Raw genomic sequence first — 13401 nt, 5'->3', positions numbered from 1 at the left:
TTGCGGAACCAGTTCCGGAACCGGCAGGGGGTGTTGGTGGGGGGATTCCGAACCTAGAGTCGGCCTGCTTGTAAGGGCTTTCCCCTGAGGTTGGAGGGTTTGTGAGGCGGACTCTTGGGCTGGCGGTTGTGGTCGGCGTAGTCGCGGCCGGGCTGGCGGCGGGTGGTGGATCTGCGGTGGCGCAGCGCGGAGCGGTGGTCACTGGGTCGTACTCGAGCGGCGCGGCACACGCCTGGCAGCCGTTGCCGGCGACGTACGTCGGGAACGACGCCGGGACTGCGGACGCGACGGTCGTGATCGATCCGAGTGTGAGCAGGCAGAAGTACACCGGGGTGGGTTTCTCCCTGGACGAGACGAGCGTGTCGAACCTCTGGAAGCTGACACCGCAGGAGCGGGAGCGGGCGATCCGGCTGCTCGCGGATCCGAAGACCGGCGCCGGGTTCGACCGGTTCCGGCTGACGATCGGAAGTCCGGACCTGATCGAGCACCTGCCGTTCTGGTCGTACGACGAGTTGCCGACCGGTGTCTCCGAGGACCGGAACCTGAAGTACTTCTCGATCAAGCGGGACGTGGACGCGCACATCGTCGACACGGTGAAGCTGATCCAGAAGTACAACCCGCGGGCCACGTTCTTCGCGTCGGCGTGGAGTGCGCCGGCGTGGATGAAGACCAACAACCGGTTCACCGGCGAGGTCGCGCTGAAGCCGGGCAGTACGTCGTACTACCAGGTCGGCAAGCTGCGCGACGACTGCATCGACGTGTTCGCGAAGTACTACGTGAAGTACCTGCAGGCGTATGCGCAGCAGGGCATCAAGGTCGACGCGCTGACGCTGCTGAACGAGCCGGGGATCGACGTGGTGTACCCGGCGATGGACATCAGCGTCGAGCAGCAGCAGAAACTCGCCGTCGCGATCAAGCGCGAGGTGCGGCGCGCCGGGCTCGGCACGGAGCTCTACGTGCACGACTTCAACTTCTGGGACTGGCGCGACCCGAACAGCACGGAAACCAAGAACTACTACCGGATCTTCAACGATCCGGAAACCCGGAAAGCGTCGGACGCGATCGCCTTCCACCCGTACTGGGGCGACCCGACGGTGATGCGGGACGCGTACGAGGAGTTCGGAAAACCCGTGCACATGACGGAAACGAGCGACCTCAATCCGGAAACGATTCTGAACTATTTCCGCCTCGATGCGTCGTCGTACGTCCTGTGGGCGCAGACCACCGACCAGGACGGCGGCACGCTGCACTGGACACCGGCCCGGGACAACAACATCGACTGGGAAGAGGTCGGCCGGACGACGAAGTGGCCGAACCGGCTCGTGAAGGTCGACACGACGACGAAAACGTTCTCCGTGCGGGACGAGCTGTACGCGATGGGGCAGTTCGCGAAGTATCTCGGGCCGAAACACACTCGTGTCGAGTCGAGCGCGACCGCGAACGGCATCAGCAACGTGGTGTTCAAGGACCGCGGTGACAACTTCGTCGCGATCGTGGGCAACGCCAACGCCACGCCGAGCACGGTTCGGATCACGCTGGCCGGCAAGTCGTTCACCGTGACGGTGCCGGCCAACGCATACGCGACGTACCGGTGGCATGGCGACGTCCCGTCGTCCCACCACAACCGGGCACCGGAATTCGACGACGTACCGAACGTCACTGCCGATCAGTACCAGACCACGCAGTTGCAGTTGCGGGCCACGGATCGCGACCAGGATCAGCTTGCGTACTACGCGACAGATCTGCCGGGCGGGGTCAGTCTCGATGCGAGCACCGGCCTGGTGAGCATCCACCCGACTGTCGCCGGTCAGCAGGACCTGAAGTTCCGGGTGACGGACGGTGCGGCGAACGACGAGGTCACGGTGCATCTCACCGTGAATCCGCGGGGAGCGCCGGTGGGTGAGAAGGTCGAAGCGGAGTCGTACGTCGCTCAGCACGGCTGGACCGAGGGCGGCGCCAACTTCATCGAGAGCAATCCTGCGGCGAGTGGGGGTAAGAACGTCGGGTGGACTGCGGCCGGGAACTGGTTGCAGTACCGGGTCGATATCGCGCAGGCGGGAACATACGACCTTGAGCTGCGGGTCGCGAATGGTACGGGCGCAGTTGCTGCAGACGCGGTGTCGGTTCGGGACGCGTCCGGGACTGTGTTGGCGAAGGTGTCGGTGCCGGACACCGGAGGATGGGCGAGCTATCAGTCCGTTCAGACACAGGTGACGTTACCGGCCGGGGATCAGGTGATCACCGTGTACTGCGAAACGGGCGGCTTCAACCTCGACTACCTCCGCCTCACCCCCTGACCCCTCACCGACACGCATCTTTGAGCACCCACCAACCGTTTTCACGCAGCTCTGACGGTTGGTGGGTGCTCAAAGCGCAACCGGGGGTGTGATCGGGAGGCTTCGACCGCAGCGCACGCGTGGGGCGACGCCGGTGCGCTGGTAGATCAGTACAAGTAGCCGTGGCTCAGTTGGTGGGGCGGGAGCGTTTGCGGCCGCCGATCAGGCGGTCCAGGACGCGTAGCCGGCGAGCCCTAGTACTGCGACGGCTGCCAGGAAGAGCACCACAGCGACCGTGATGTTCGCCGGCCGCGCGATCAGGCCGGCGATGGCCAGGACGACGCCGATCGCTGCGAATGAAATGACCAGGCGGCGGCTCATCGGCTCGTAGATCACGCCGCCGATGCTATCCAGCCGGAGGGGCTCACCTCTTGACGACGGGCAGCTGCCTGCGGCGAGGCCAACACTGGCGCTGGCTCGGTCAAGAATCCAGACTGGCGGCATGCGTGGGGGAATGGTGGCGATGCTGTTCTCGGACATCGAAGGGTCGACGCTGCTGCTGCGCCGGTTGGGGGACCGGTACCTGGAGGCGCTGGAAGATCATCGGCGGATCCTGCGGGCGGTCTGGACGGCGTACGGAGGGACCGAGATCGGGACCGAGGGCGACAGCTTCTTCGTCGTGTTCGGGACGGCCGGCGACGCGGTCCGGGCAGCCGCCGACGGGCAGCGGAGGCTGGCGGAGCATCGATGGCCGGATGACGAGCGGCTGCGGGTCCGGATGGGGATCCACACTGGTACGCCGGGCGTGTACGACGGCGACTACTGGGGCATGGATGTCCATCTCGCGGCACGGATCGGGGCCGCCGCACATGGCGGGCAGATCGTGGTGTCGGCCGTCACGGGCGACCTGACGCAACTGCCCGACGGGGTCACGCTGCGCGATCTCGGCACGCATCACCTCAAGGACATCCCGGAGCCCGAGCACCTGCTCCAGGTCACCGTCGACGGACTAAGGGACGAGTTCCCGCCGCCACGCACTCTCGGTACGGCGACCAGCCTGCCGGCACCCGCGACACCGTTACTAGGGCGCGAACAGGATCTCGACCGCGTCACCAGTCTGCTCGAGCGACCCGACGTACGGCTCGTCACGCTGACCGGACCGGGTGGGTCGGGCAAGACTCGCCTGGCGATCGGCGTGGCCGCGGAGCTGACCACGAAGTTCCCAGGCGGCGTGTACTTCGTTCCGCTCGCCACGGTCACGTCGGTGCCCGTGCTGTGGACGACGATCGCCGAAGTTCTCGACATCCCGCCGCGGGAGCGCGGCCGCATCGTTGCCTACCTGGCGCAGCGGACCCTGCTACTCGTCCTCGACAACCTCGAGCAGCTTCCGGACGCCGGCAAGGTCGTTGCCGAGATCATCGAAGGCGCACCGCACGTGAAGCTCGTCGCCACCTCCAGACGGGCACTCGGGCTCACCGGTGAGTACCAGCACCCGGTGCTGCCACTGACAGATGCCGCCGTAGAACTGTTCGTGCAGCGAGCCCAGGCCGTCCGACCGACGTTCACCCTGACCGACGAGAACACGGCCGACGTGACCGCGATCTGTCGTCGGCTCGACGGGCTCCCGCTCGCGATCGAGCTGTGCGCGCCGCGGGTGCGGCTGCTCAGCGTCAAGGAGCTGCTCGCGCGGATCGATCAGGCGCTCGACATAGCGTCCACGAGTACGGCGACCCCGGAACGTCAGCGGACGCTGCGGGACACGATCGCCTGGTCGTACGAGCTGCTCGGCCCCGAACACCGACGTACCTTCCGCTGCCTCGCGGTCTTCTCCGGTGGCGCCGACCTCGCCGCGGTCGAGAAAGTTGCCACCGGCATCGACCCGCTCGACGCCCTGGCCGAGCTGCACGACGCGAACCTGATCACGCTGTCCGACGGACCGGACGGCACCCGCGTCGGACTGCTGGAGACCATCCGCCAGTACGCCGCGGACGAGCTGCACCGGACCGCCGAGGCCGAAGCGGTCCACCGCGACCACGCGACGTACTACGCCGACCTCGCCGACCACCTCGAGGCGATCAAGAAAACGTTGTCCGAGCCGCCTCTCGAGCGGGCCGAGGCGGACCTCGACAACTTCCGCGCCGCGCTGACCTGGGCGACGGAAAACGATGTCAGAACAGGGCTGCGCCTGTGCTCGGCGCTCGGCTGGGTCTGGCTGTTCGGCGGCTACATCGCGGAAAGCCGTGCCTGGCACGAGCAGGTGATCGCAGCGGCCGGTACGACGTCGTCGCCGAAGCTGGCCGCCTGCCTGCGCGGGTTGAGCAACCTCCTGCTCATACAGGGCGAAACGGACCGCGCCCACGAGTTGACGACCCGCAGCCTGGAGATTGCCCGGGAGTTGGGCGACCCGGCAGGGATCGCGTTCGGAATGACCGTGCTCGGATCGGTGGAACGCCAGCAGGGCGATCTCGACGCGGCGCAGGCGACGCTTACCGAGGCCGTCGAACGACTCCGCTCCCTCGACGACGACTGGCGCTTGGCGCGGGTGCTGAGCCACCTCGGCGGCATCGAGGAGGATCTCGGGAATCTGGAGCGCGCCGAGGACCTGCTCCGCGAGTCCCTCACGATCACCGAGTCGATCGGGGACGCGCACGAGATCGCCGTACAGGGGCAGAATCTCGCGTACCTGCTGATCCTCGCGGGCCGGCTCGACGAGGCGATCGAGCTCGTCCGCGAACTGTTGCCGACCGTGCTCGCGCTCGGCAGTCCGAGCCTCACGATGGCGTTCTCGAACACCGTCATGAACCTGCTGATCCGGCGCGGCGATCCGGTCGGCGCCGCACACCTGTTCGGTGCGGAGGAGGCGATGGGCGAACGGCTCGAGATCTCGAACCCCTACCTGGACGAGGAACTCGCGGAAGCCCTCGAACTCGCCGGCGACACACTGTCCCGCGAGGACTGGGAACGTCATCGTCACGCGGGCCGGACCGAACGCGTCGAGGAGCTGCTCGGCAGGCTGTCCCTCTGAACGTACGCCGCGTCCAGGATCGTGATCGCGGCGAGTACGGCGTACGCGTCTCCGAGGATGAGGTCGAAACCCAACGTCAGCACGCGTTCTCGCGACCAGCCGTCCGGGATAATCCTTGCTTACTGCAACGAATGACCCGGACCGGCCCGGAACCAATCGAACGAGTGACGTCAGCCCGCCATCGAGCTCTCGCGATCGGCTGACCGGATCATCCGTTTGAGTTTCGAGCGGTTGACCACGGACAGTGGCAACTACATACTGCTTTCACCGCCATCGGCGGGCTGTGGGGGCAGCTGGGGCGTTCATGGGGAACAAGGGGGAAGTTGTGCATGCTTTGAGGTTGATTCGTGCTGCGCTGATCACGGGGATCGTCGGGGGGACGCTCGTCGTCCCGATGACGGCATCGGCCGAGGATCCGCCGAGCACCACGGTTGCGGTCAGTTCGGTCGCGCCCAGTCCTGGGGAGACGATCACGGCTACCCAGACGGTCACCAACATCGGGGGTTTCACGCTCGTGGGCGCCCAGGCGGCCATGTACGCCTTGGACCAGTCGCTGACGGACTGGTTCGAGCTGGTCAGCTGTAGCGGGGCGACGACGAACTGCTTCGTCGCCGACGGGCAGAACTTCCGGGCCGCCCTCGGCGATCTTCCGGCCGGCGAGAGCCGAACCGTGGTCTGGACGCTGCGGGTGCGGGACGACACGAGGACCGATCCGTTCAGGATGCGCATCCAGCTCCGGGCCGACAACTATGCGTTCGACATCCTGGACGGCCCGAGGATCGACATCACCCCGGGCGCGGCCGACATCGCGGTGTCGCTGGACGCGTCGGTGCGGGCCGGGCTGGTGCCTCGGATCACGTACACGGTCACGATTAGGAACAACGGTCCAGGCATCGCGAGCGACGTACGGGTGCTCGGCACGGTCCCGAGCAAGCTCACGTACGCCGGCGGCGGGACCTGCACCCGGGTGGGGTCGACCCGGACCGCGAACTGTGATGTCGCGTCGCTGGCCAGCGGTGCGAGCACGACCAGGACGTTTGCGGGCGATGCCGGGGTGCTGACGCTCGGCTCGTTCCAGGCGACCGCGCAGCGTACGGCGAGTTCGCCGGAGGATCCGGTGGCGGCGAACGACAAGGCGACGCGGTCCTGCAGCGCGCTCACCGGGCTGATCGTGCGCTGCTGACGACACACTGAAGTTTGTACGACGGCCGGCGGCCGTGGGTTCTCGAGCCCGCGGTCGCCGGCTCTTTCTGTGTCCACGCCTTGCGTCGAGGGGTGGGACAGGTTTACGGTCCGGGTTAACGTTTAAGTGAGTGTTAGTGAGCGATTCTTCGAAACTTGGAGCAACTATGATCAGTCGGCGACGGTTCCTGCAGGTGACCGGTGCGGCGATTGCCACCTCCACGCTGGCCGCCTGCGGCGACGGTGGAGCGGCGAACGGAGGCGCTAAGGCGTCAGGCGAGCTCAAGCTTCCGACGTACAAGCCGTTCGAGGGTCTGCACCCGGACTTCCCGGGGGCCGAGTCCGGCCTCGAGCCCGGGTTCCTGAAGTTCCCGGCGGACGCGGTTTCGAGCGTGAAGGCGCCGCCGCTGAAGAGCGCGGTCACCGCGCTGACCGAGACGTTCGCGACGCCCCCGCCGCCGATGGGCAGCAACCCGATGTGGCAGGCGCTGAACTCCGCGCTCGGCGGCGAGCTCCGGCTGACGATCGGCACCGACCCGGGCTACCCGGAGAAGTTCGCGACGCTGCTGGCCAGCGACTCGCTGCCGGACCTGATGTGGCTGCCGCCGAACCAGGGCATCCCGAATATCGGCCCGATGCTCGAGGCGAAGTTCCAGGACCTGACCAAGTACCTGTCCGGCGACGCCGTCCTGGAGTACCCGAACCTGGCCGCGCTGAAGCCGGCCTCCTGGCGGACCGCCGTGGTGAACGGGAAGATCTGGGGCGCTCCGATCCCGTCGACGCCGTTCGGCCAGGTGATGATGGGCAACCCTCGCACGTGGCAGAAGGTCGGCGGGCTGCAGTGCACCACCGCCGACGAGTTCTTTGCCAAATGCAAGGAGCTCACCAACGGCACGAACTACGCGCTCGAGCCGGCGATCATCAACATGCTGCACATGTTCGGCGAGTGGTTCGGGGCCCCGAACGCCTGGCGCGTGAACCAGGACCGGTCGCTGACGCACCTGTACGAGACCGACAACTACAAGGCCGCCGTCGAGTACGCCGCCAAGCTCTGGGCCGCCAAGGTGTTCTACCCGGACCTCAACCTGGCCGACGCGACGCCGAAGACCGTGAACGGCCAGATCGCCGCGCAGGTCGTGGTCGGCCCGCGGGCGACCGCCGACTTCCGGAACCTGGACCCGACGTTGTTCGTGGACACGATGATCCCGTTCGGCCATGACGGCAAGGCGAAACCGACGTACGACATGGGTTACGGCACGGTCGGGTTCACGCCGTTCAAGAAGACCGACGAGGGCCGGATCCGCGAGCTGCTCGCGCTGATGGACTACCTGTCGGCGCCGTTCGGCACCAAGGAGTACCTGGTCAAGAACTTCGGCGTCGAGGGGCAGCAGTTCTCGCTGGATGCGCAGAAGAACCCCGTACTCACCAAGGCCGGTCAGCAGCAGGCGCCCGGTCTGGTCAGTGCGCTGCAGATCATGAACTCCCCGGAAAGCGTGATCTTCAACCCGGCGAATCCGGACGACACCCGCAAGATCTACGCGACCGAGCAGCAGTTGCTGAAGTTCGCGATGCGGAACCCGACCGCGGGCACGTACTCCGACACGTCGAGCAAGCTCGGTCCGAAGCTGACGGCGGCGTTCCGGGACACGATCGTCGATATCGTCACCGGCCGGCAGAAGATGGACGCGTACGACGCGGCGCTCAAGCGCTGGAAGTCCGGCGGCGGTGACAAGATCCGCGACGAGTTCGCGGCCGTGCTCCCGGCGAGCGTTCCGGTCACCGGGTCCTGATCGATGCTGAAATCGACCAAGCCGGTGAAGACCGGTCTGCCGATGGCAGCGAAGTGGCGCCGGGACTGGCAGATGGTGCTGCTGATGATCCCCGGCGTCGTCTTCCTGCTGGTGTTCTTCTACCTGCCGGTGATCGGAAACGTCGTCGCTTTCCAGGATTTCCAGCCGTACCTCGGCATCATGCACAGCGAGTGGAACGGCCTGCAGAACTTCGTCAACCTGTACGCGAACCCGGACTTCTGGGACGCGCTGCGGAACACGTTGTTGCTGGCTGCCGTCCAGTTGCTGCTGTTCTTCCCGGTGCCGATCGGGCTGGCGCTGATCGTCGACTCGCTGGTCAGCAACCGTTTTCGGCGCTGGTTCCAGACGATCGCGTACCTGCCGCACTTCCTGTCCTGGGTGCTGGTCGTGACGCTGTTCCAGCAGTCGCTCGGCGGGGCGGGGTTCGTCAACAACCTGCTCCGGCAGGCGGGACTCGACGCGATCCCGTTCATGACCAATCCAGACACCTTCCCGCTGCTCGTCGTCGCGCAGCTGATCTGGAAGGACGCCGGGTGGGCGATGATCATCTTCCTGGCCGCGTTGACGACCGTTGACGTGTCTCTGTACGAGGCCGCCGCGGCGGACGGCGCCGGGCGCTGGCGGCGGCTGTGGCACATCACGCTGCCGTCGCTGCGGACCGTCATCGTGCTGCTGCTGATCCTGCGGATCGGCGACATCCTCAGCGTCGGGTTCGAGCAGTTCATCCTGCAACGCGACTCGGTCGGTCCGGGCGCAGCCGAAGTACTGGACACGTTCACGTACTACGCCGGCGTGGTCGGCGGGGACTGGAGCAGCGGGGCCGCGGCCGGGCTGGCCAAGGGCGTGGTCGGTGCCTTGCTGTTGTGGGGTGCCAACTCGCTCGCTCATCGGCTCGGTGAGCCAGGAATCTTCCAGAGGCGCTCATGAGACCTGTGTGGAAAGAGAATCCGTCGCCGGGTTACCAGGCGATCAAGGCCGTCATCCTGGGCGGGTTCGCGCTGGTGATCGTCGTACCGATCCTGGTCGTCATCTCGACGTCGCTGGCCAGCGACAAGGACATCATCGACGCGGGCGGGTACGTGCTGTGGCCGTCGCATCCGACGGTGAAGGCGTACCAGACGCTGTTCAGCGGCGGCCTGATGGGCCGGGCGATCCTGGTCAGCGTGTTCGTGACGATCGTCGGTACGGCGATTGCGCTCGCCGTCACGATCGCGCTCGCGTACGCGACGTCGCGGCCGGTGCTGTTCGGGCGGCCGGTGCTGTTGATGGTGCTGTTCACGTTGTTGTTCGCGCCGGGCATCATCCCGATGTTCCTGGTGGTGAAGCAGCTCGGTCTGCTCGACAGTCTGTGGTCGCTGATCCTCCCGGGCGCGTTGGGGGCCTTCAACTTCGTTGTCCTGCGCACGTTCTTCATGAACGTGCCGGGCGAGTTGCTGGAGAGCGCCCGGATCGACGGCGCGAGTGACTTCACCATCCTGCGGCGGATCATCATGCCGTTGTCGAAGGCGGTGATCGCGGTCGTCGGGCTGTTCTACGCGGTCGGTTTCTGGAACGCGTTCTTCAACGCGTTGCTGTACCTGAACGACACCTCGAAATGGCCGGTCCAGGTGATCCTGCGGACCTACGTCCTGCAGGGCAAGTCGCTGTCCGCCGACCAGCTCGGCGTGCACCCGCCGCCGCAACCCCAATCACTGCAGATGGCCGTCGTCGTGGTCGCGCTGGTACCGATCGCCATGGTGTACCCGTTCCTCCAACGGCACTTCACCAAGGGCGTTATTACCGGTGCGGTCAAGGGTTAGTCTGCAAGAATCGACCTATGTCCTCACCTTTGGCTGAGCGGCCGACACTGCGGATGGTGGCGAAGGAGGCCGGGGTCTCGGTCGCGACCGTTTCCTACGTGTTGTCCGGACGGCACCGCAGCCACACGATCAAGGACTCGACCGCGGACCGGGTCCGCGCGGCCGCGTCGCGCCTGGGATATCGGCGCAACGACGCGGCCCGCGCGATCCGGACCGGCAAGTCCGACCTCGTGCTGCTGTCGCTGAGCGTGCTGGCGGACCCGTGGTCGCAGGCGGTCGCGGCCACGGTCAGTACGGCGGTGACCCCGCTCGGAAAGACCGCGTTGATCGTCGCGGACGGCGACTGGCGGACCGTGCTGGCCAATCGGACGCCGGACGTCATCTTCATCGACAGCATCAAACCGGAGCCGGAACAGGTCGCCGAACTGGAGGCGTTCGCGGCGCAGGGCGTGCAGATCGTCGCGTTCAGCGAAACCCTCGAGCCGGAGGGCTTCGACGTGATCCGGTCCGGCGCCGAGCCGCGCTGCCACCTGGCGGTGGAGCACCTGCTGGAACACCACGACCTGGTCGGCGCGCTCACCTCGCGGACCACAGGGTTCGCCCGCTTCGACGCCTATGTCAACACGTTGCGCGCCGCCGGCAAGCCGATCCGCAGCGACCACATCGAGGTCTTCGAGCAGCACCCGGAGGGCGCGTACCGGGCCGCGATGGCGCTGCTGTCCAAGCCCGATCGGCCGACCGCGCTCTACTGCACGACCGATTTCGCCGCGATCGCGGCCGTGCGGGCGGCGCACCGGCTGCGCATCGACGTACCGAAAGATCTGGCGATCGTCGGCGTCGGGAACACGCCCGAAGGCGAGAACCTGGACCCGTCGCTGTCCACCGTCGGACCGGTCGGGTTCAACGAGGCGCTCGCCCGGATCATCGTGAGCAGGCTGACCGACCGGGAAGGCGCACCCGGTGAGGTGTTCGACTTCCCCTGGCAACTGATCGTCCGGGAGTCTTCTTGAGCCAACCCAACGTCGTACTCATCTGTGTCGACGAATGGCGGGGCGACGCGATGTCGTGCGCCGGTCATCCGTACGTCGAGACGCCGCATCTGGACGAGCTCGCGCGGAACGGGGTGCGGTTCAGCCGCGGGTACTCCGCGACGCCGACGTGTGTGCCGGCCCGGGTGGCGTTGTTCACCGGGCAGTCGCAGGAGCGGCACGGGCGCGTCGGGTACACGGACGGCGTACCGTTCGATGCCGCGCATCCGGTGACGGTGCAGGGCGAGTTCCGGCGCGCTGGGTACCACACGCAGGCGATCGGGAAGATGCATGTGTGGCCGGAGCGGGCGCGGCTCGGATTCGACGACGTGATCCTGCACGACGGGTTCCTGCACCACTCGCGGCGTTCTTACCGGCAGCAGTTCGGGTTCTTCGACGACTACGTGCCGTGGCTGCGGCGGCAGCCGGGAGTTTCGCCGGACGCGGAGTACTTCGACCACGGGGTGAACTGCAACTCGGTGGTCGCGCGGCCGTGGGACAAGGCGGAGTCGTTGCATCCGACTCATTGGATCGGGACTTCTACGATCGACTGGCTGTATCGGCGCGATCCTTCGCGGCCGTTCTTCTTGTACTTGTCGTTCCATCGGCCGCATCCGCCGTACGACCCGCCGGCGTGGGCGTTCTCGCAGTACGACGCTTTGCCGCCGTACTCTCAGACGCTTGGTGACTGGGAGGGCGACTGGGACGAGTTCCGGCGGGACGGGGACTATCAGGCGTCGATCGGGGACCTGCCGGATCGCGTCGTGCATCGCGCGCGGGCCGGGTACTACGGGCTGATGGCGCAGATCGACCTGCAGCTCAACCGGATCCGTGAGGCGCTCGTCGATTTCGGGGTGTACGACGACACGATCATCGCGTTCACGTCCGACCACGGCGAGATGATGGGCGACCACCGGATGTTCCGGAAGTCGGTGCCGTACGAGGGATCGGCGCGAGTACCGTTCATCGTCGCGGACCGTGCTTCGGCTGGTGGTGCGGTGCGCGGCGGGGTTGTCGATCAGGTGGTCGAGTTGCGCGACGTGATGCCGACGTTGCTGGACCTTGCCGGCGTACCGATTCCGTCGTCGGTGGACGGGGTGTCGCTGGCGCCGTTCCTGCGCGGGGAATCGGTGCCGGTGCGGGAGTGGTTGCACGGTGAGCATCTGCATTTCGGGCAATCTCTGCAGTGGGTGACCGATGGGAAGGTCAAGTACGTCTGGGGTTCTTCGCTCGGCGTGGAGCAATTGTTCGATCTCGTCGAGGATCCAGGGGAGCTGCGGAACCTGGTGAAGTCCGAGCCTGAGCTTCTCGAGTTGTGGCGGGCGCGGTTGATCCAGGACCTGACCGGGCGCGAGGAAGGTTTCGTTGCCGGCGGCAAGCTGGTGACCGGACGTCCGGTGACCGCAATCCTCAACCACACAAGGGAACGCATTGCACGCGCCACCGTCTGACGACTGGATCCCCGTCGACATCGGCGAGTCCGACACGTCGGTCTACCGCCGAGGAGACGTCTTCGCCAAGTGCTGCGGCCCGTCCGGCGTTCCTGACCTGATCGCCGAACGCGACCGCATCAACTGGCTCGCGGGAACCGGGTTGCCCGCGGCAACGGTTGTGGACTGGCTCGAGCTACCGAAAGCACCCGGGCTGGCGGACGGACTCGGGCTGGCAGGCCGACCGGGGTTGCAGGGCGCAGCCGGGGCGCCGTCTGGTGGCGGGGTCGGGGATTCCTCGGGTGGTGCTTGCCTGGTGACCTCGGCGGTGCCGGGTGTTCCCGGCGACACGCTCTCGCCTGCGGCGCATGAGCGTGCCATGCGGAGCCTCGGCGTGATTCTTCGTGAGTTGCACTCGCTGACGGACTGCCCGTTCGAGCGGCCGCTGGCGGACGTGATCGCGACCGCGACCGACGTCGTACGCCGTGGTGCTGTGAACCCGGCGTTCCTCACCGACGAATGGCGCCAGCTGCAACCGACGGAGCTCCTCGGCCAAGTAGTTGCCGAGCGCCCTTATATCGAGAGCGTCCTGGAACCGGTCGTCTGCCACGGCGACGCGTGTCTGCCGAACGTGTTCTTCGACCCGGAAACTCTCGAAGTCACCGGCCTCATCGACCTCGGACGCCTCGGCATCGCCGACCGGTACGCCGACCTCGCGCTCACCACGATCCAGCTCCACGACGAGTGGTCCGCCGACCCGGCGCCGTTCCTCGAGGTGTACGGCGTACCGGACCCGGACCCGCGCCGCCTGCATTTCTTCCGCCTCCTCGACCCGCTCACCTGGGGCTGA

10 protein-coding genes are annotated in these 13401 nt (G+C 66.8%); 9 read left to right on the top strand and 1 reads right to left on the bottom strand.

Translation table 11 applies throughout. The annotated features are described in order from the left end of the window. The first annotated feature begins 101 nt into the window (after nucleotides 1-101). The gene (locus tag ACWF0M_RS17685) at nucleotides 102-2297 is read left to right on the top strand and encodes a carbohydrate-binding protein (RefSeq protein WP_452236736.1); all 2196 of its coding nucleotides are present in this window, start codon (nucleotides 102-104) and stop codon (nucleotides 2295-2297) included. A 201-nt stretch (nucleotides 2298-2498) separates the two neighbouring features. Here ACWF0M_RS17685 and ACWF0M_RS17680 read toward each other — a convergent pair whose 3' ends face one another. Then, nucleotides 2499-2672, bottom strand: a complete 174-nt coding sequence (locus ACWF0M_RS17680; protein WP_452236735.1) for a hypothetical protein — start codon at nucleotides 2670-2672, stop codon at nucleotides 2499-2501. 106 nt (nucleotides 2673-2778) lie between these two features. On the opposite strand from ACWF0M_RS17680, the gene ACWF0M_RS17675 reads away from it, so the two are divergent. The 8 genes from ACWF0M_RS17675 to ACWF0M_RS17640 all read left to right on the top strand — a co-directional run bounded on the left by ACWF0M_RS17675 (nucleotide 2779) and on the right by ACWF0M_RS17640 (nucleotide 13401). Next, nucleotides 2779-5301, top strand: coding sequence for an ATP-binding protein (locus ACWF0M_RS17675; RefSeq protein ID WP_452236734.1), 2523 nt, complete (start codon nucleotides 2779-2781; stop codon nucleotides 5299-5301). 340 nt (nucleotides 5302-5641) lie between these two features. Further along, nucleotides 5642-6484: a hypothetical protein gene (locus ACWF0M_RS17670; protein ID WP_452236733.1), complete on the top strand. Its 843-nt coding sequence runs from the start codon at nucleotides 5642-5644 to the stop codon at nucleotides 6482-6484. 166 nt (nucleotides 6485-6650) lie between these two features. Continuing rightward, entirely contained in the window at nucleotides 6651-8273 is a 1623-nt protein-coding gene (locus tag ACWF0M_RS17665) for a sugar ABC transporter substrate-binding protein (RefSeq protein ID WP_452236732.1), read from the top strand. A 3-nt stretch (nucleotides 8274-8276) separates the two neighbouring features. After that, nucleotides 8277-9221 (top strand): ABC transporter permease, encoded by a 945-nt coding sequence (locus ACWF0M_RS17660; protein WP_452236731.1) that lies wholly within the window; start codon nucleotides 8277-8279, stop codon nucleotides 9219-9221. Beyond that, entirely contained in the window at nucleotides 9218-10093 is an 876-nt protein-coding gene (locus ACWF0M_RS17655) for a carbohydrate ABC transporter permease (RefSeq protein ID WP_134130737.1), read from the top strand. The genes ACWF0M_RS17660 and ACWF0M_RS17655 overlap by 4 nt, the downstream gene beginning before the upstream one ends. 17 nt (nucleotides 10094-10110) lie before the next feature. Continuing rightward, nucleotides 10111-11103, top strand: a complete 993-nt coding sequence (locus tag ACWF0M_RS17650; protein ID WP_452236730.1) for a LacI family DNA-binding transcriptional regulator — start codon at nucleotides 10111-10113, stop codon at nucleotides 11101-11103. Next, complete coding sequence (locus ACWF0M_RS17645; protein WP_452236729.1) at nucleotides 11100-12572, top strand: arylsulfatase; 1473 nt, start codon at nucleotides 11100-11102, stop codon at nucleotides 12570-12572. Before ACWF0M_RS17650 ends, ACWF0M_RS17645 begins: the two co-directional genes overlap by 4 nt. Next, nucleotides 12553-13401 (top strand): phosphotransferase, encoded by an 849-nt coding sequence (locus ACWF0M_RS17640; RefSeq protein WP_452236728.1) that lies wholly within the window; start codon nucleotides 12553-12555, stop codon nucleotides 13399-13401. Before ACWF0M_RS17645 ends, ACWF0M_RS17640 begins: the two co-directional genes overlap by 20 nt.

It is taken from the genome of Kribbella sp. NPDC055110 (genome assembly GCF_053607525.1).
Note: the sequence above shows the minus strand (reverse complement) of the source record. Positions and strands in the feature narration are given on the sequence as shown.